Here is a 19,057-nt window from a genome sequence, read left to right on the forward strand (position 1 = left end):
CTAGAAAGAAGAATAAATTATGCAAAAGATTAAATTACAAGACAACAACAACAATTTAGTAAGTTTAGCTGATTTAGTAGCAGAAAAAGGATTAATAGTATTTTTCTATCCTAAAGCTAAAACAGGATTATGTACTCTTGAAGCATTAGAATACCAAAAGCATTTAGCTGATTTTAAAAACAAGGGCTATAATGTTGTTGGCGTAAGTCAAGATCAACCAGAATACAATAATGAATTTTGTTGTGAACAAGAATTAACATTCCCGCTATTATCAGATGTAAATAAAGAATTAACAGATCAATTTAAATTAACATTTGTTGAAATTGAATTAGACGGAAAACCATGAAAGAAATATGAACGTTCAACATTTGTTTTAGATAGAGATTTAAATATAATTAAAGAAATGCGAAATGTTGATCATATTACTCATGTGCATGAACTATTACAAGAATTAAATTAATCTTGATAACAACTTCAAAAGAAGTTGTTTTTTAATTTTAAAAGCAAGTGTAATTTGGTTCTAGTCTAGCAATCAATGACATTTTACTTATCTTTAAATTATAATAAAATATAACTCAGAATACTTAGGAGAGATAATCAATATGCCAATTATTAGATTTAGTGGAGTTTCAGAACAAAAAGTTTTAGATTTTAGTAAAAAAGTTAATGAAATAGCAGAACTTGTTGTAGCTGATCCTGAAAAAATTATGTTTATTTATGATAATTCTAAAGTTTTTCAGTTAAAACAAGATCAAAACCCAATTTATGTAACTGTAGAATGAATTGCAAGACCAGATAAAGAGCAAATATTTGCAGAATATATTGTTGACTTTTTTAAAGATCAGTCTTCTAAAGTTTGAGTCTTTTTTACAGATGTTAATGCTAAACTATACGCACACACTAAAAAAGTCGGTTAAAAATGAAAATAGGAAATATTGAAATTAAAGGTAAAGTTGTGCAAGGTCCGATGGCTGGAGTTAGCAACGAACCTTTTAGAGTGATTTCAAAACAGCATGGAGCTAGTTTAGTTTATGCTGAAATGGTTTCGGTTGCTGGTATGGCTCACGAAAATAAAAAAACTTTTAGTATGTTACAAGTAAATAAAGATGAACACCCAATTAGTATGCAAATTTTTGGAAACGATGTTGATGAATTTATTAACGCCACTAAGTGAATAGATAAACATGTTGATTGTGACATTATTGATTTAAATTTGGGGTGTCCAGCACCTAAAGTTGCTTTAAGATCTGCTAGTGGTTCTGCTTTATTAAAAACACCTGAGCTAATTTATGAAATTGTTAGAGCCGTTGTTGCAAATACCAACAAACCAGTTACTGCAAAAATAAGACTAGGATGAGATAAAGATAGTGTTAATGCGGTTGAAGTTGCTAGATTAATTGAAAAAGCAGGGGCAAGTGCAATTGCAGTACATGGAAGAACAAGAAGTGATTTTTATACTGGTCGTGCTGATTGAGAAAAAATTAAAGAAGTTAAAGATGCAGTAAAAATTCCTGTAATAGGAAATGGTGATATTGTTGACGGACCTTCAGCAAAAGCAATGTTAGATTTAACTGGTTGTGATGCTGTGATGGTCTCAAGATCTTGTCAAGGTAATCCTTGAATATTTGAACAAATCAACTATTTTTTAGAAACTGGTCAAGAACTTTCAAAACCAAATTTTAAACAATGATCAAAAACTGTTTTACAACATGCTGAGATGTTTATAGATTTAAAAGATGAACAATTTGCAATGCGTGAATTTAGAAAACATTTAGTTTGATATTTAGATGTTTTAGATAAAAAACCAAATTTAAATTCATTAAAAGAAAAAGCAAATAAAATTCAAACTTTACAGGATGTGAAAGAAATTATAAAAGAATATGAAAGAGAGTAAGCAAATGATAAGTGGTAGAAAATTTACTGAACAAGAATTAGTTAGAAGACAAAAGCATGCCGATTTAGTAAGTAAAAACAAAGATCCATACAAAATTACTAAGTTTAAAAGAACTAATTCATTAAAAGAATTAAACACTAAGTTTGAAAAATATTCAAAAGAAGAATTATTATCAAAAGATCAAGAAATTATTAGTGTTGCTGGAAGAATTAAATTGTATCGTGAAGCAGGAAAAAAGGCGGTTTTTGTAAATATTGATGATCAAGATTCAAGCATCCAATTATATGTTAGACAAGATGAAATTGGCGAAGAGTTATTTGCAGATTTTAGAAATTTAGATCTAGGAGATATCATTGGTGTTGAAGGTGTGATGATGAGAACTGATCACGGCCAATTATCAATTAGATGTAAAAAAGTAATTTTATTATCTAAAGCTTTAAGACCACTTCCAGATAAGCACGCAGGAATTCAAGATATTGAAGAAAAATATCGTAGAAGATATGTTGATCTAATTATGAATCATGAAGTTAGAAAGATATTTCAATCTAGAACAAAAATAATTAGAACTTTACAAAATTTTTTAGATCAAAAAGGATATATCGAAGTTGAAACCCCAATTTTACATTCATTAAAAGGTGGAGCTGCAGCTAAACCATTTATCACTCATTACAATGCACTAGATATTGATGTTTATTTAAGAATTGCTACAGAATTACACTTAAAACGTTTGATAATTGGTGGATTTGAAGGTGTTTATGAAATCGGAAGAATTTTTAGAAACGAAGGAATGAGCACAAGACATAACCCGGAATTTACAAGTATTGAATTGTATGTTGCTTATGAAGATATGTTCTTTTTAATGGATTTAACTGAGCAAATCTTTAGAGTATGTAATGCTAGTGTAAATGACTCACCAATCATTAAATATGGAGATGTTAGTTTAGATTTGTCTAAGCCTTTTAAAAGATTGCATATGGTTGATGGGATTAAAGAAATTACAGGTATTGATTTTTGACAACCAATGAGTGTTAATCAAGCATTAAGTTTAGCAAAACAACATAACATCCATGTTGAAAAACACCAAGAAAGTGTTGGACATATTATTAACTTATTTTTTGAAGAATTTGTTGAATCTAGCATTGTTGAGCCAACCTTTGTTTATGGTCATCCAAAAGAAATTTCACCATTAGCAAAATTAAACTTTGAAGATCCAAGATTTACTGATCGATTTGAATTATTTATTATTGGTCGCGAGTATGCCAATGCTTTTAGTGAACTAAACGATCCAATTGATCAATACGAAAGATTTAAAGTTCAAATAAAAGAAGAAGCACAAGGAAATAGTGAAGCAACAGATATGGATCTTGATTTTATTGAAGCTTTGGAACATGCCATGCCACCAACTGCAGGAATTGGGATTGGAATTGACAGATTAGTTATGTTACTAACAAATAGCGAATCAATTAAAGATGTTTTATTATTTCCACAAATGAAACCAAGAGATTAATATTGTAAGTATTCCGTATTTTAATAGAATACTTTTTTATTAATTAAAATAAAAAATGTCTCAAATTTCATGAGACAAATTAATTAATAAATTTAGAATTTGTTTAGTTTTAAGACTTCTAATTCTTTGATAATTTCATCTAAAGATTTATTCATCGAACTATTAACTGCTGCTAAAATAGCCCCCTCAACTAAGGCTACATCAATAATTTTTACATTAGCTTTTTTATTGTTATCTAGCATTTCTACAGCCATTTCAGCATTCATTAAAGCTGAACCTAAATCAAACAAAATTAGAACACCATCCTGGCTTCAAACCTTATTAATAGCTTTTAAAATAAGATCTAAATCTGTTCCAATTTGATTATCTTTAGTTCCACCACAACTAGTAATTTGAACTTGACTAGCCATTTGTTTTGCTAGCTCTACAACACCTTCAGCAATTTTTTTACTGTGAGAAATAATAACTATACTAACCATATTTAAATATTTTCCTTAATAGTTTCTAAAATTAGAAAAGCTGATCAGCACCCAGGATCAATATGATCAATACTTCTTTGACCTAAATAACTAGCTCGCCCTTTTTTAGCAATAATTGTTTTAGTATAAAGTGCTTGCTTATAAGCTAAATCAACAGCTTTAGTTAAGATTTCTTTTGCATCAAGTCTTGTTTTAATTAATTCTTGAATTAGCTCACTAACTGGAATTAAAACATCTAATATTGTTTTGTCATTTAATTGGGCCTTACCACGTAGTTTAATTCCTTCAACAGCTTGAATTAAGCAATTTGAAAAATCATTTATATCAATTTCTTGTTTATCTACTAAAACTGTCGATGCTTTTAAAAATGCTGTACCATACAATGGACCTGAAGCCCCACCTACATTAGAAACTAATAACATACCAGAACTTTTAAATAAACTAGCTAAATCAGCATAAGAATTAGTTTGTAGATCTTTTTTAATTTTTAAAAATCCTTTAGTTAAATTATGACCGTGATCCGCATCTCCAATTAAAGCATCTAGTTGTGATAAATATTGCTTATTTTGCTCTATTTTGTCACTAATTTTTATTAAAATATTTGTGACTTTTTTGATATCTACACTCATTAGTACTCCTAGTTAATTATTTTTAAAGCAATAGTATCTGATGGTTGGTCTAGTAATTGCTTTAGTTCATCATCTAATTTTAAAAGTGAAATTGAAAATCCAGCCATTTCAATTGAAGTCATAAAATTACCAACAAATGATTTATAAATTTTGATTTCTTTTTTAGTTAAAAGATTATTTAAATGGTTATTTGTTATATATAATTCCATTTCTGGAGTTGCACCCATTCCGTTAATCATAACAGCTACTTGATCGTCTTTTTTAATTTCGATATTTTCTAAAATTTTTGAAATTAATATTTCAACAATCTCATTAGCTGATACTAATTTTTGTTTATGTGTTCCAGGTTCACCGTGAATTCCGATTCCAATTTCTATTTCATCGTCTTTTAATTCAAAGTTTGGTTTTTGAACTGCTGGAACAATACATGGACTAAGTGCCATACCGATACTTTTTGTGTTATCAATAACTTTTTGAGCAACTCTTTTAACTTCTTGTAAATCTGCACCTAATTCAGCTTTTGCTCCTGTGATTTTATGAACAAAAACAGTTCCTGCAATTCCTCTTCTTCCTGCAGTGTATAAACTATTTTCAACAGCAACATCATCATTTACTACAACTGCTTCAACTTCAATTCCTTCAGTTCTAGCCATGTCTTGAGCCATTTCAAAGTTCAAAAGATCTCCAGTGTAGTTTTTGATAATTAATAAAACACCTTTTTTAGCATCAACTGCTTTAATAGCCTGATAAATTTGATCAGGAGTTGGAGAAGTGAACACAGAACCAGCTACTGCTGCATCTAACATTCCTTTGCCAACATAGCCAGCGTGCGCTGGTTCATGTCCTGAACCTCCGCCACTAACAAGCGCAACTTTATTTTTAATTGGTACATCAGATCTTGTGATTACATCAAAACCTGTGATTCTTTTTAGTTTATCAGGATAAGTTTTAACTAGTCCTTGTAACATTTCTTCAACAATATTTTCTACACTATTAATGATTTTTTTCATATCAATCTCCTTGATAGATATCTGTTAGTTGGTAACATGATATCTTCATTTTTATTATATTTTTTTAATTTCTTGATAGTAATTCTAAATTTGTAAAAGATTTCAATCACTTATTCTTTTTATTAAAATAATTAACTAAAAATTTAAGCAAATTTATTCTTTAAAGATTTATAGATAACTATGTTTTTTAAGTTGTAAAAATTACTGTTTTTTTATATAATCCATATGAGTTAATTTAATCGAATTAGCTCCTTGGCTTAATCAAGCCCAAAAGACCATAAGGAGGATTTTATCTAAATGATTAGAAAATACGAAGTAATGTATATTTTGGATCAAGATTTAAAAGATACAAAAGAACTAACAACTAAATTAGATAACATTTTAACTGAAGGTGGAAAAATGATTAATTCTAAAGACTTAGGATTAATTGACTTTGCTTATGAAATTAATCATAAGAAAAAAGGTTTCTATCGTGTAGTTATTGTTGAAACAACAGCTGAAGCAATTAAAGAATTTGAACGTGTTGCTAAAATTGATAAAAATGTTGTTAGAACTTTAGTTTTAAATACTGAAAATAATAAAAATTACGAAGAATCAGTTGAATTGTCAAAAACTGATATGTCAAAATTCGAAGAAGAACAACGTGAAAAAAGAAACTTCAAAAAAGTTGCGTTCAAAAAAGAAGAACCAACAGCTAAAGAAGTTAAATAATTTATAGGAAAGTAATTATGAATAGAGTTTGTATAGTAGGCAGATTAACACGCGATTTAGAACTAAGAACGGCTACTAAAAATGACGCTAAGTTTGTTTTTTTTACAGTAGCAGTTTCTGAATATGGGTCAAATGGTGAAGAAAGAACTAACTTTATTCCCTGTTCAGCTTTTAATAAACTGGCTGAAAATATGGCGAAATATCTTTCAAAAGGAAGTTTAATTTCTCTTGAAGGAAGAGTCACAACAAGAAGTAACAAAACTCTTGATGGTAGAATTGAAACTATTGTCAACATCACAGCTGATCGAGTTAGTTTTTTAGAACCAGCTAAAAATAATGTTAATAAAAATTCATATGATTTTGATAGCACCATTTCTAATGAATTTCATACAAACGACTCTGTTCAAGCTTCTAATTCATCAGAAGAAGTTCAAGAACAAAATCAATCTGATGATGATTTTTCAATTTTATGAGAATAACAAACAAGCAGAAAGGAACAATCATGGCAGTTAAAAAATTTAAAAAAAGAAAAAAAGTTAATTTCTTTCAAAAAAACAACATTAAATACATAGATTATAAAGATGTTGAATTATTAAAAAAATTTATTTCACCTAACGGACAAATTCTACCAAGAAGAGTTACTGGAACTTCTCCTAAAGACCAAAGACAACTAGCTACAGCAATTAAAAGAGCACGTCAAATGGCTTTATTGCCATATGTTATCGAATAATAATTGATTTAATAGGATAGGTTTATAGCATTTTAAAAATGATCGGAGACTAGCGATCATTTTTGTTTACCAATTTTTTTAAAAAACTAATGACAATTTTATTATTAAAACTGCATTTATTAGTAATTATTAATATTAATAACTCAGTAATCTTAATATTTTAAAGCCTTATAAAACAATAATTACAATTGATATAATTAAATCAATGGAGGAATTAATATGAAAGTAATTTTTTTACAAGATGTTAAAGGTCAAGGTAAAAAAGATGAAATAAAAGAAGTGAGCGATGGTTATGCTAAAAACTTTTTATTACCTAGAAAGTTAGTTAAAATAGCAACTGATAGCAGTGTTAATACATTAAATACTAAATTAAAAGCTCAACAAGAAGAAGCACAATTATTAAAAGCTCAAAATCTTGCTTTAAAAAAATCTTTAGAAGAAATAACTTTACATTTTAAACTTCAAACAAATGATGGTAAGGTTTTTGGAAGCATTTCAAATCAAGATATTGTTAACCAGCTAAAAGATCTTTTTAAACTTGAGATCGATAAGAAAAAGTTTGTTAATTTTAAAAACATTAATAGTATTGGATTAAGTTATATAAAACTAAAATTAGATTTTGGTATTGAAGCTTTGATCAAAGTAGAAGTTAGAGAATCTTAATATGAAAAAAGAATTAACTAATCAACAATTATTAGATGCTGAAAAATTTGTGTTATCTGCAGCAATTAGCAATCCTAATACACTAGCTGATATTACTAGTAGACTAGAAGTTGAAGACTTTTTCTTTGCTGCTAACAAACTAATTTATCAAGCTATTATCGAACTAAATTTAAGACAAAAAGAGATTTCTCCAATTTCTATTATTGATTATTTGAATTTTAAGAATATGTTAGATAAAGCTGGTGGTGAAAATAATATTTATCAAATTGCTGCTGAACACTGATCAGATCAGGGATTAGAATCATATATTGATAGAATTCACAGAGCAAGTATTGATAGAAAACTAAATTCAGTAATTAAAGAATTAGACCAAAAAAGAGCTAGTGGTGAACTTGATGTTGAAGAATTGTTAAAACTAGCACAAACTAAATTATTAGACCTTGATTTACAAACCAAACAATTTGAAATTGAATCAGTGGGATTAACTGCTAATAAAGTTGTTAACAAGATTAGAGAACTAGAAACAAGACCTGACATGTTAACAGGTGTACCAAGTGGTTTTTTATGATTAGATAATTATACTAGTGGATGACAAGCATCAGATTTTATTATTTTGGCTGCAAGACCAAGTGTTGGAAAAACTGCTTTTTCTTTAAATTTGGCTTATAATGCAGCAACTAAAGGTTATCCTGTAGCATTTTTTTCACTTGAAATGCCAGCTGAACAACTAACTCAACGTCTTTTATCTAGAGTATCATCAATTAATTCTATAATTTTAAGAAGCGGAAAAGGCTTAGACAAGCAAGGTTGAGAAAATTTATACATTGCTAAAGAAAAATTGAATAGAACCCCAATCTTTATTGATCCTACTCCAGGAATTACAGTTCAACAGATTAGATCAAAACTTTATAAAATGAAAAGAGATCATAATATTAGGTTATGTATTGTTGATTATTTACAATTAATTGTTGGATCTCAACATAAAGATAGACAAAATGAAGTTAGTGAAATTTCAAGACAACTAAAACAAATTGCAAGAGAAACTCAAATTCCAATCATTTGTTTATCACAATTAAGCCGACGTGCTGAAACTAGAGAAGACAAAAGACCAATGATGTCAGATTTAAGAGATTCAGGAGCAATTGAACAAGATGCTGATTTAGTGGCATTTTTATATCGTGAAGATTATTATAATAAAGACTTAAATGAGATTGAAAAAGAAAAAACTGAATTAATAATTGCAAAACACAGAAATGGTTCAACTGGAACTATTGAATTAAGATTTACCAAAGACTTTGGTAGATTTATGGACTGAAATTAATAAATTTTATCAATTTTTACTTTTTGATATAATTAGTAGGATGTGTCATAGCGTTTATGAAAGAGGAAAAATAATGAAAAAATTATTAACTGCAATTATGTCAGTTAGCTTAACAACAATTCCTAGTTTGAGTGTAATTTCTTGTGGAACTGTTACTAGAGATGTTGAATTAAAATTTGATAGCAACAAAGTTACTATTAATAGAATGAAATGGAATGGAAGTAAATTTAATTCTTCTAAAATAGAAGCTTCTGATAAAAACTGGCACAAGTACGTTTTAGATTCAACTCCAGGGTATGGTGATTTAATAAATAAGATCTTGACATTATTAAACTTTAATACTACTTCAGGAACTGATAGTAAAACAGCTTATAGTATTTTTAAAGGAAAAACCAATAAAACCACTGTTACAGGTCAATGGATGGGATCAAAAGATGAATATGCATCTTTAGCAGATTTTTATAATGAAATGGACAACTCTCAAACCCACATTTCTTCAATTAAAGGATTATTGCAATTAAAGGAATTTGTTGAAAAACCAGAAAATAAAGAAGTCTCTAAGAAATGAACACGATCTTTAAAAACTGATTTGGAAAAAGTTGAAAAATGAGATAATGATGGTTTAACCAATGGTCTTAAAGATATAATAAATTCAACCCACGATATTTACTATAAATCAGTTGCATTAGATTCAGATATTAAACAAACAAACTCTAAATTTCTAACTTTTGATCAAAATATAAATACGAGTCCAACGACTCAAGGACAAAAAATAGATTTAAAAGAATCGGATAAAGATGTCCTTGGAGAACTTCTTAAAAATAATAATAACGATGAATATATTTTTGGAACAAATCCATTAAGAGATCCTTATGGAGTAAATGTTATTGGCAATAATGGAGCAGACGTCAAAGCATTTAAACCAACAATAACTTACTCTAGTAATGACATAAAACAAGAAAATATGAATTTTAATGTGTCAGAAAAAACAATGTTAGATGATATCTTTAAATTCAATATAAATCTAAATGAAAATAAAACCTTAAAATGATCATCAAAATACAATTTTTATTACATGGATACTAAAAAGCAATCAGATACATTAAAACTTAAACTTGTTTATGGATCAGGTAATAATGAATTTAAATTTAACGTAGAGCTTGGTGGGTTATACAAAGTATTTATTCCTTCTTTTGTTGAATACACACCAAAAGATAATGCAAATAATAATATAAAACATATAGCATTTGGATGGAAATTTGCTGGGTATAGATTTTCAGATAATAACAATATTAATGATCTTAATGGTTCATTTTCAAATATAGATTTAACAATTACAAAAGCATAGAGTGGCAAAATAAAATATTTAAATTAATAAGATAAAATATATAAATGATAAAGTGTGGGATGTTTACCGCACTTTTATGATATAAGCAATATGTATATAGTAAGGCGGGATAGGATGAACGATAGTTTCAGAACCTTGTTACTAAAAGATCATAACTTAGCAATCTTTTCATTATGTATAACACTATCAGCCATTGTAATTTATGCGCTTTTTAAATTATCACAAAGATTTGTAAGACAATGTCAAACAGGGTTTGTGATAACTGAAAGAATAAAGTTTGAAACAAAAAAGATTACTTATATTTCTATGATGGTAGCAGGTTCTGTTGCTGTAACTACAGTTATTTCTTTAACGTTACCTATTACTGTTTTACCACCGGTTAGAATTGCTTTTGAAGGAGTTATGATTAAAATTACAGGTATGATTTTTGGTCCAATTGTTGGATTAACTGTCGGCCTTGTTACTGAAGGTTTAACACTAATGTTTGTGCCATCTTATATTCATGTTGGTTATTTAATTGTTGCTTTTTCATTTGGATTTTGATCAGGAATGACTTCTTATACTTTTAAGTTAAAAAATAAATGATTTACTTTAAGTTTAATCACTACTTTTATTGTGATATCAACTGCGGTTATGTTCTGATTAATGCAAGGAATGAAAGATTTAAATCCTACTATCTTTGGAATTAAAGTTCAAGCAGATGTCTTTCCATACTTATTTTTAATTGTGATGGGAGTTACTTTGTGTGTCATTTATCTTGTTGCATTTGGACTTTGGATTAGAAAAAAAGAAAAGTGGTTAGATGTTATTCTACCAGTAATTTTAATTTGTGTAATTACTGAAATTTTAGTTACAGTTTTAGTAGCTGCTTGAGCAGATTATAAATTACTAGGAATAAGAGCTAATGTTAAAACCGAAAATCCTTATATTACTATGGTAGTTGTAAGAATTATTCAAGTACCATTAAAGATCTTTTTTAACACAGCAGTTTTAACTACTGTTTATACAGTATTAAGACCTTTAATTAAAGTTAGATAAAAAGAAAGTAAAAATGTTATGAAATTATATGATTCATTATCAAAAAATTTAAAAAATTTAGATAAAAAAGAAATTACTTTATATTGCTGTGGCCCTACAGTTTATAACTTTATTCATATTGGTAATGCTAGACCATCAATGTTGATGGATGTTTTTGTTCGTTTTTTAAGAAGTATCGGATATCAAGTTAATTATTTGCAAAACGTAACTGATGTTGATGACAAAATTATTACAAGAGCCAAACAAGAAAACACAACTGAAAAAGATTTATCAGAAAGATATACTAAAGCTTATCTACAAGATTTAACTTCTTTAAATATTAATCATCCTGATACTTTAATTCCAATTAGTTTAAAAATGGATGGCATGATTAAATTTATTCAACAATTAGTTGATAATAATTCAGCTTATATTGTTGATGGTGATGTTTATTTTGATATTGATAAATATAAACAACAATACTCAAAATTATCAGGATTTAAACTTGAAGAACTAATTTCAGGTGGAAGAGTAGAAATTGATTCTAAAAAGAAAAATCCTTTAGACTTTGTTTTATGAAAAAAAACAAATCTTGGTGTTCAGTGAGATTCACCTTTTGGTTTAGGTAGACCTGGTTGGCATACTGAATGTGTTTTATTAATTGATGAATTTTTTAGCGGACAAACTATTGATATTCATGCTGGTGGAGTTGATTTAAAATTTCCTCATCATGAAAACGAAAGAATTCAATTTATTGCTCATAAAAATAAAGAGTTAGCAAATATTTGAATGCACAATGGTCATTTACAAATTGAAGATGAAAAGATGTCTAAATCTTTAGGAAATGTTATTTTAGTAAGAGATTTTGTCAGTCAATATAACCCTAATGCCTTAAGATGAATCTTTTTATCATCACATTATCGAGCACCTTTAAATATTAATAAAGATTTAATTAATCAGTCACATAAGTTTATTGATAAGCTAAAAAATCTGTCTAAAAAAATTATTGATTGATCAATTAAAAACGATACTGATATTCAAATAATTAATCAGTCACAATATCTTGATCAGTTTACAAGTTATATGTCAGATGATTTAAATACGGCAATGGTGTTATCACTAATTGAATCAATGATTAAAGAAATTAATAAAAAAGTTTTAGATAATCAAGATATTAAGCTTTTAGTAGGATCATTAAAACAAATCATAGACACCCTGGGATTTACAGATGAGATTTTTAATTATCAGATTAGCCAAGCTGATAAGCAATTATATATTCAATGAAAAAATAAACTAGAACAAAAAGATTTTTTAAGTGCTGATGTTTTAAGAGAACATCTGATTAAAAAAGGTATTTTATAATAAATGAATAAGAACTTAATTTATGGTAAACACACTATTTTAGAGTTTTTAGAAAAACACCCTAAAATGCTAAAAACTATTTGAACTAAAGATCTAGCATATTTAAAATCTTTTAATTTAAATGATTATAAAGTTCAAATAATTAAGACCACTGAAAAAAACCTAGATCAGATGTTTGATCAAACTGTTAATCATCAAGGAATGGTGGCTGAAATTAAAGAGTTTAACTATACACCATTTTCAGAACTATTAACAATTTTAAAAGCTCAAACAACTTCATTGGTTTTATTACTTGATCAGATTCATGATCCTTATAATTTTGGTGCGATTATTAGAACTGCAGTTTTGCTTGGTGTTGATGGAATTGTGATTTTAGATCGCAAACAAGCACAAGTTAATTCAGGTGTTCTTAAAACAAGTTCGGGAACTGCTTATGATCTTAAAATTTCTAAAGTTAATAATTTAACTAATGCAATTAAACAATTAAAAGATCATGGTTTTTGAGTTTATTCAACTAATTTAAATAACAAATCAGTTGATTTTAGAACCGTTGATTTTGCTAATAAAAGCGTTTTAGTGATTGGTAACGAACAAAAAGGTGTAAGTGATTTGGTAACTAAAAATAGTGATTTAAACATTTTTATACCTTCAAATAAGACTATTGATTCTTTTAATGTTAGTGTTGCAAGCGCGCTTATTTGTTTTCAAATTGCAACTAAATTAGCAAAAGTATAAATTTGTTTAATCATCAATATTCTATATAATATATATTGTTATATAAGTTGGGAGAAGTAGTTATGTCAAAGTCAAATAATAAAAAGATCACTTTAGTTTGTGAAGAGTGTTTAAATAGAAATTATTCAACTAATAAGAGTACTTTAACGCAAAAAGAAAGACTACAACTTAAAAAATATTGCACCAATTGTGCCCAACACACATTACACAAGGAAACCAGATAATGCAAAAAGACTTGGATTTAAATAAAATTGACAATGACGCTAAAAAAACTACTTCTTCTCAAAAGCAAAAAATTTCTAAAGAGACAAAAAAGAAGTTAAAAATTAAAAAACATAAAGAACCAAAAAACTTCAAGCTAATGCTTAAAGAATTTCCAATTAAAATGGTTAAAGAAATTTCAAAAATTCGTTGATCTGGATCAGAAACTTTAGCTAAAAAATTTATAACTGTTATCTTATTTATGTTGGTCTTTGCAGTTATTTTTTATAGTGTTGATTTACTAATACAACTAATATTTCAATGGATTAAAGTATTTTAAAACTAAAAAAGGAAGCATAACGTTATGACAAATGATGAAATTAAGAAATTAGAAGACGAGATTCTAACTGCTAAAGGACAGTGATTTGTAATTAGTTGTCAAACAGGTCATGAAGATAAAGTTTCAGCAGATTTACAGCAAAAAATTAAATCAGCAAGCATCGAAGATGAAATCTTTCATATTAAAATTTCAAAAGGTTTGGTTAAATCTAAATCTGGTAAAGAAAGCGAAAAAAATAAGTTTCCTGGTTATATTTTTATTAATATGATCATGAGTGAAAGAGCTTGGTTTTTAATTAGAAATACTCCAGGAGTAACTGGATTTATTGGCTCAAGTGGGCGCGGAGCCAAACCTTCACCATTAACAACTGAAGAAACTTTAAAAATGTTAGTACCTGATCAAGAAGTTGAAGTTCAAGAAGAAAAACAAACCGCACCTAAAAATCAAGCTGTTGCTAAGAAACCTTTATTTACTGCTGATTTTAAAATTGGAGATCTTGTTAAAATTAAAGCTGGACTTCATGAAGGTGAAGAAGGGATAGTTAAAGATATGGACTATTCAAAAGGTGTTGCTTTTGTTACTATTGAAATGTTTGGAAGATGAACAGTTTTAGAAATTTCATTTAAAAATGTCGAACCAATCAAAGAATACTAATAATAAAGTAAGGGCATTTGTAAGAATGCTTTTTGTTTATTTTGATTAGAATCAAACTATTTTTTAGAGTTAATTAAAATCTTTTTAAAATAATCCTAATTGTTGTATAATATTGTGTAGGCGATTTTTATTGTGGGAGAGTTTTTTTGACTCATATGGACCACAGCGAGTAAAAACGACCTTATATTATAAGGAGGAAAACCCGTGGCTAAAAAAATCACGCGTATAGCTAAATTAGAATTTATGGCTATGCAAGCAAAACCAGGAGCAGAACTAGCTTCATTAGGTATTAACATGCCTGAATTTACAAGACAATTCAATGATGCAACTAAAGATAGAGCAGGAGACATCGTTCCAGTTGTTATTACTGCTTATGATGACAAATCATTTGACTTTGTGTTAAAAACAACCCCAGCGGCAGCTATGTTAAAAAAAGTGGCTAAAATTCAAAAAGGTGCAAGTAATTCTAGAACTCAAACAGTGGCAACTCTTACAGCTGAAGATATTAAACAAATTGCTGAGTACAAACTACCAGATCTAAATGCTAATACTGTGCAAGCAGCTATGAAACAAATTGCAGGAACAGCTAAAAACATGGGAATCAAAGTTACAGGTATGGAGGAAGTTGAATAATGGCTAAAATTAGTAAAAGATTCAAAGAAGCTTTAGCCAAAGTTGAAAAACACAAATTGTACTCTGTACAAGATGCTTTGCAACTAGCTAAAGATACTTCAACAACTAAATTTGATTCAACTGTTGAAATCTCATTTAACTTAAACATCGATCCAAGAAAAGCTGATCAACAGATTCGTGGAGCTGTAGTTTTACCTGCTGGAACAGGAAAAAGTCAAAGAATTTTAGTGTTAACAAACACAAAAGCTAAAGAAGCTGAACAAGCAGGTGCTGATATTGTTGGTGGAGAAGAATTAATCAACAAAATTAAAAATGAAAATTGATTTGGTTTTGATGTTATTGTTGCAACTCCAGAAATGATGGCAAAATTAGGAGCAATTGGTAAAGTTTTAGGACCAAAAGGTTTAATGCCAAATCCAAAAACCGGAACAGTTACTTTAGATGTTGCTAAGGCAATTGATGAAATTAAAAAAGGTAAAGTTGAATACCGTGCTGACAAAGAAGGAAATGTTCATTTAATTATTGGAAAATCATCATTTGATGTTCAAAAATTAGAACAAAACTTCAAAACTGTTGTTGATGAAATCAGAAGAGTTAAACCTCAAACTGTTAAAGGTGATTACATTATTAATGTTAGTGTTTCAACAACAATGGGGCCAGGAATTAAAGTGCAATTATAATAAAATTTATTAATATGATCTCTTTATTTAAAGAGATCTTTTTTCAAATTGATAACAATAGTTAATATAATTATTTTGAGTCACTTTAACTCAATTTTTATAAATATTATTATCAAGAAAGGCAGCTGAAAAACATTCATTTCATTATCAATATTTGCAGATAAAGGGCCGCAAATAGCAGACAAATTAACATTTTTCTCTGCAAATGCAGTTGCTGGTGCAATTATTCTTTTCTTATTTTTTGTTGGTTGATTTTTAGACCGTTACTTTTGACGTAAAATTACTATTCAAGTAATGGCTTTATTAGGAATTTTAATTGCACTTTGTGTAATAGCAACTAATGTAATTGGATATTCAAGAATCTTTGGCTTTCAAATCCAATTGGGTAATTTTTTAATTTTTTTTTCAGGAATGATTTTAGGACCATTAGCAGGAGCACTGGTTGGGTTATTAAGCGATTTAACAGGATTAATCATTTCTGGGGGAGTTCCTCATTTTGGATTTACTTTAGTCAAAGTTATGTATGGTTTTTTAGGAGCGATGGTATTTTTAACAAAGCATAATAAAAAAATGTACTTTATTATTAGTATTTTTTGATTCATGCTTGTTTCAGTTATTCTTCATTTACTTGTCTTTACACCATTATCATTTGCTTCATATGGAGGAAACATCGCAACAAAACAAGGTTTAGTTTTAGCTTCAATGTTAAGAAGACTTATTCTTGTGCCAGTTGAATGAGTATTATATTCACTTTTAGTAATCGCATGCTTTGAAGTAACTTGAATTGTTTTAAAAGATAATGCTAAACTAAGTCATCAACTATGATGTTCTCGACATGGAACACCAAAATTCTTATTCGAAAGACGACAAATTTCTAAAGTTGAAAAAGTTGAAATTGCAACCAAAAAATTAGATAAAAAAGAAAAAGTAAACAACAAATAATGTTAACAATTTTTTTAAAAGTTAATCTATTTTAATACTCTTTGTAGTGGTATTAAAATAGATTTTTATATTGTAAAGTTATTAGATTATGTTATTATTATTAATGCTATTAATACCAAAGACAGTAACGGAGTTTGATCTCTTAATCATGTTACCGAGGAAATCTTTTTAAAAAACATTTTTGTTTTACTTCTCGGTTTAGTTAATGTTACTAACCGAGGTTTTTTATTAAGTGTTAATTACAAACAAAGGAGGAATATAGATGTCAAATACAAGACCTGCTCATGCTAAAAAAGCTGAAATAGTTTCTGAGATTGTTTCAAAAATTAAAAATGCACAAGGTGTTGCAATTGCTGAATATAAACATTTATCAGTTGCTGATATGACTGAGCTAAGAATTGAAGCTTTAAAACAAAACATCGAAGTTAAAGTTTTTAAAGATTCTCTTGTTAGAAGAGCTGCTCAAGAATTAGAACTATCTGAATTAGAACCTTTCTTAACCCAACAAAATGTCTTTATTTTTTCAAATGATGATGCTATTTCTGCAGCTAAATTAGTTGCAAAATTCGCTAAAAGAAATGAAAAACTTAAATTAAAAGCTGGTATTTACGAAGGAAAAGTTCTTGACACAGCTAAAATCGGTGAAGTTGCTTCTTTACCTTCAAAAGAAGAACTATACTCAATGTTTGCTTCAAGTTTACTTTACCCATTACGAAAAGTTATGGCAGCAATCAACGCAGTTGCTGAAACTAAAAGCAATTAATATATAAAAAATTATTTTTGTATTAGTAGCAACAATAATAAAGTTTTAAAGGAGAATAAAATCATGGCTATTACTAAAGAAGATATTATTAAAGCATTAGAAGAAATGAAACTAAACGAATTAAACGATTTAGTTAAATCAATTGAAGATCACTTTGGTGTTGTTGCTTCAGTTGGTGTAGCTGCAGCTGCAGCTCCTGAAGCAGGAAACGCAGCTCCAAGTGAAGTATCAGTTGTTTTAACAGCTGTTGGTGCTCAAAAAGTTGCAGTTATTAAAGTTGTTAAAGAATTAACTGGTGCGGGACTAATGGATGCTAAAAAAATGGTTGATGGAACAATGCCAGTTGTAATTAAAGAAAACATTAAACCAGAAGAAGCTGAAGAAATGAAAGCTAAATTAGTTGAAGCTGGAGCTTCAGTAGACATTAAATAATTTCTATTTGTAATAATTAACAATCAAAAAAGATCTGAAAAAGATCTTTTTTTGTTTTATAAAATTTATCATTCAAATTCTTAATTTAGATATAACAAATCTACTAAAGCACTTGACTATATATCATTATCTTTAAAAGATAAATTGATGATTTATGAAAATGAAGGATTGTGGTACTAACTCAAAACTAACAGTTGAGAAAAATACTCTTCTTATAGTATGAGCATTATATGATGATGCTGAGAGTAGCTATCAAAAGACAATTAAAAAACATTTTGACAAAAAAATTATTGTTTGTTCAATTAGAATAAATGATCCTAAAATATTAAGTTTAGCGATTCAAAATATTCTAGTTTTAATTAAATAATGTCTTTAAAATTACAAGTGCTGAATTTAACCTTTAAACATATAATAATTGAAAGTTTATTAAATTAAAGATTTTTTTAATCATATTTTAATCATAGAATTAATAGAAAAACCTACTTTAGAAATAAAATTAAATCTTAATAAGTTTTAAAACAATCACTACGTTTTAAAGTGCTTATTTTGTATTCGAGTTACCAGCTTTAGTGAAATACATAAAAATTCTTTATAGAAGATTAATATGAAATTAGATTTTTATCTTTTTAGCTGTAATTTACTTTTTTAAAGAACTGCTTGAACAAAAAGTCAATTATATTTGCTGGTGTGTTTGAGTTGAAGATAGTTATCTATGAAGTTGGTGACAAGCTAACTAATAAACTCAAACACTTAATTATTATCATCACGATAAAATAAAAGAATTAGAATACTCAGAGTATGATATCGATCAGTTAATAAATAAAAAAAAGACAAATATTAGAGAAACTATCAAGAAATTAAATAACTAATTAACAAACTAAATTTAACAAGATAATTACAATTAACCATAAAAAGATCTTTATAATTAGTTCAAATTAAATGAGATTGAGAGTAACTAGATATATCATAAAATTCTCTTGACTTTTTGTTAAAAAGTTTTAGAATT

25 protein-coding genes and 1 other annotated feature are annotated in these 19,057 nt (G+C 27.8%); of the genes, 22 read left to right on the forward strand and 3 right to left on the reverse strand.

Features of this window, described 5'->3' with window-relative positions:
• Positions 1–19: 19 nt before the first annotated feature.
• The 4 genes from MPUT_RS00190 (at position 20) to lysS (ending at position 3,401) form a co-directional block, all read left to right on the forward strand.
• Positions 20–460: a peroxiredoxin gene (locus tag MPUT_RS00190; protein ID WP_014034800.1), complete on the forward strand. Its 441-nt coding sequence runs from the start codon at positions 20–22 to the stop codon at positions 458–460.
• A 142-nt stretch (positions 461–602) separates the two neighbouring features.
• Positions 603–917 (forward strand): DUF1904 family protein, encoded by a 315-nt coding sequence (locus tag MPUT_RS00195; protein ID WP_014034801.1) that lies wholly within the window; start codon positions 603–605, stop codon positions 915–917.
• Positions 918–919: 2 nt separating this feature from the next.
• Positions 920–1,894, forward strand: coding sequence for a tRNA dihydrouridine synthase DusB (gene dusB / locus MPUT_RS00200; protein WP_014034802.1), 975 nt, complete (start codon positions 920–922; stop codon positions 1,892–1,894).
• Positions 1,895–1,898: 4 nt separating this feature from the next.
• The gene (gene lysS, locus MPUT_RS00205; protein ID WP_014034803.1) at positions 1,899–3,401 is read left to right on the forward strand and encodes a lysine--tRNA ligase; all 1,503 of its coding nucleotides are present in this window, start codon (positions 1,899–1,901) and stop codon (positions 3,399–3,401) included.
• A gap of 92 nt (positions 3,402–3,493) precedes the next feature.
• Here the strand turns inward: lysS and dhaM are convergent, their stop codons facing one another.
• Genes dhaM through dhaK form a run of 3 tightly spaced genes read right to left on the reverse strand, consistent with a single transcriptional unit; the run spans position 3,494 to position 5,519 of the window.
• Positions 3,494–3,880 carry a dihydroxyacetone kinase phosphoryl donor subunit DhaM gene (gene dhaM, locus MPUT_RS00210; protein ID WP_014034804.1) on the reverse strand — a complete coding sequence of 129 codons (387 nt, stop codon included), beginning with the start codon at positions 3,878–3,880 and terminating at the stop codon, positions 3,494–3,496.
• Between the two features lie 2 nt (positions 3,881–3,882).
• Positions 3,883–4,509, reverse strand: coding sequence for a dihydroxyacetone kinase subunit DhaL (dhaL, locus tag MPUT_RS00215; protein ID WP_014034805.1), 627 nt, complete (start codon positions 4,507–4,509; stop codon positions 3,883–3,885).
• 8 nt (positions 4,510–4,517) lie between these two features.
• Positions 4,518–5,519 (reverse strand): dihydroxyacetone kinase subunit DhaK, encoded by a 1,002-nt coding sequence (gene dhaK, locus MPUT_RS00220; protein WP_014034806.1) that lies wholly within the window; start codon positions 5,517–5,519, stop codon positions 4,518–4,520.
• Positions 5,520–5,816: 297 nt separating this feature from the next.
• On the opposite strand from dhaK, the gene rpsF reads away from it, so the two are divergent.
• From rpsF to MPUT_RS00305, 18 genes are all read left to right on the forward strand, one after another.
• Positions 5,817–6,230, forward strand: a complete 414-nt coding sequence (rpsF, locus tag MPUT_RS00225) for a 30S ribosomal protein S6 (RefSeq protein WP_014034807.1) — start codon at positions 5,817–5,819, stop codon at positions 6,228–6,230.
• A gap of 17 nt (positions 6,231–6,247) precedes the next feature.
• The gene (locus tag MPUT_RS00230; protein ID WP_014034808.1) at positions 6,248–6,709 is read left to right on the forward strand and encodes a single-stranded DNA-binding protein; all 462 of its coding nucleotides are present in this window, start codon (positions 6,248–6,250) and stop codon (positions 6,707–6,709) included.
• Positions 6,710–6,732: 23 nt separating this feature from the next.
• Entirely contained in the window at positions 6,733–6,960 is a 228-nt protein-coding gene (rpsR, locus tag MPUT_RS00235) for a 30S ribosomal protein S18 (protein ID WP_014034809.1), read from the forward strand.
• 219 nt (positions 6,961–7,179) lie between these two features.
• Positions 7,180–7,623, forward strand: a complete 444-nt coding sequence (gene rplI / locus MPUT_RS00240) for a 50S ribosomal protein L9 (RefSeq protein WP_014034810.1) — start codon at positions 7,180–7,182, stop codon at positions 7,621–7,623.
• A gap of 1 nt (position 7,624) precedes the next feature.
• The gene (gene dnaB / locus MPUT_RS00245) at positions 7,625–8,944 is read left to right on the forward strand and encodes a replicative DNA helicase (protein WP_014034811.1); all 1,320 of its coding nucleotides are present in this window, start codon (positions 7,625–7,627) and stop codon (positions 8,942–8,944) included.
• A 73-nt stretch (positions 8,945–9,017) separates the two neighbouring features.
• Positions 9,018–10,292, forward strand: a complete 1,275-nt coding sequence (locus MPUT_RS00250; protein ID WP_014034812.1) for a hypothetical protein — start codon at positions 9,018–9,020, stop codon at positions 10,290–10,292.
• A 114-nt stretch (positions 10,293–10,406) separates the two neighbouring features.
• A complete protein-coding gene (locus MPUT_RS00255; RefSeq protein WP_014034813.1) occupies positions 10,407–11,330 on the forward strand; it encodes an ECF transporter S component in 924 nt (307 codons plus the stop codon).
• 18 nt (positions 11,331–11,348) lie between these two features.
• Entirely contained in the window at positions 11,349–12,671 is a 1,323-nt protein-coding gene (gene cysS, locus MPUT_RS00260) for a cysteine--tRNA ligase (RefSeq protein ID WP_014034814.1), read from the forward strand.
• A 3-nt stretch (positions 12,672–12,674) separates the two neighbouring features.
• Positions 12,675–13,406, forward strand: coding sequence for a 23S rRNA (guanosine(2251)-2'-O)-methyltransferase RlmB (rlmB, locus tag MPUT_RS00265; protein ID WP_014034815.1), 732 nt, complete (start codon positions 12,675–12,677; stop codon positions 13,404–13,406).
• A gap of 62 nt (positions 13,407–13,468) precedes the next feature.
• Complete coding sequence (gene rpmG / locus MPUT_RS03625; RefSeq protein WP_014034816.1) at positions 13,469–13,630, forward strand: 50S ribosomal protein L33; 162 nt, start codon at positions 13,469–13,471, stop codon at positions 13,628–13,630.
• Positions 13,630–13,947: a preprotein translocase subunit SecE gene (gene secE / locus MPUT_RS00270; RefSeq protein WP_014034817.1), complete on the forward strand. Its 318-nt coding sequence runs from the start codon at positions 13,630–13,632 to the stop codon at positions 13,945–13,947. The genes rpmG and secE overlap by 1 nt, the downstream gene beginning before the upstream one ends.
• Positions 13,948–13,971: 24 nt before the next feature.
• Entirely contained in the window at positions 13,972–14,601 is a 630-nt protein-coding gene (nusG, locus tag MPUT_RS00275) for a transcription termination/antitermination protein NusG (RefSeq protein ID WP_014034818.1), read from the forward strand.
• 204 nt (positions 14,602–14,805) lie between these two features.
• Positions 14,806–15,234, forward strand: coding sequence for a 50S ribosomal protein L11 (gene rplK / locus MPUT_RS00280; protein ID WP_014034819.1), 429 nt, complete (start codon positions 14,806–14,808; stop codon positions 15,232–15,234).
• A complete protein-coding gene (gene rplA / locus MPUT_RS00285; RefSeq protein ID WP_014034820.1) occupies positions 15,234–15,914 on the forward strand; it encodes a 50S ribosomal protein L1 in 681 nt (226 codons plus the stop codon). Before rplK ends, rplA begins: the two co-directional genes overlap by 1 nt.
• A gap of 48 nt (positions 15,915–15,962) precedes the next feature.
• Positions 15,963–16,856 carry a folate family ECF transporter S component gene (locus tag MPUT_RS00290; protein WP_014034821.1) on the forward strand — a complete coding sequence of 298 codons (894 nt, stop codon included), beginning with the start codon at positions 15,963–15,965 and terminating at the stop codon, positions 16,854–16,856.
• A gap of 97 nt (positions 16,857–16,953) precedes the next feature.
• Positions 16,954–17,092 (forward strand) — a sequence feature (ribosomal protein L10 leader region).
• A 26-nt stretch (positions 17,093–17,118) separates the two neighbouring features.
• The gene (gene rplJ / locus MPUT_RS00295; protein WP_014034822.1) at positions 17,119–17,619 is read left to right on the forward strand and encodes a 50S ribosomal protein L10; all 501 of its coding nucleotides are present in this window, start codon (positions 17,119–17,121) and stop codon (positions 17,617–17,619) included.
• 63 nt (positions 17,620–17,682) lie between these two features.
• Positions 17,683–18,051 (forward strand): 50S ribosomal protein L7/L12, encoded by a 369-nt coding sequence (gene rplL / locus MPUT_RS00300; protein ID WP_014034823.1) that lies wholly within the window; start codon positions 17,683–17,685, stop codon positions 18,049–18,051.
• Positions 18,052–18,205: 154 nt separating this feature from the next.
• Positions 18,206–18,418, forward strand: a complete 213-nt coding sequence (locus MPUT_RS00305) for a hypothetical protein (protein WP_043714010.1) — start codon at positions 18,206–18,208, stop codon at positions 18,416–18,418.
• The last annotated feature ends 639 nt before the right edge of the window (positions 18,419–19,057 follow it).

Source organism: Mycoplasma putrefaciens KS1, from assembly GCF_000224105.1.
Taxonomy (GTDB): Bacteria; Bacillota_I; Bacilli_A; order Mycoplasmatales; family Mycoplasmataceae; genus Mycoplasma; species Mycoplasma putrefaciens.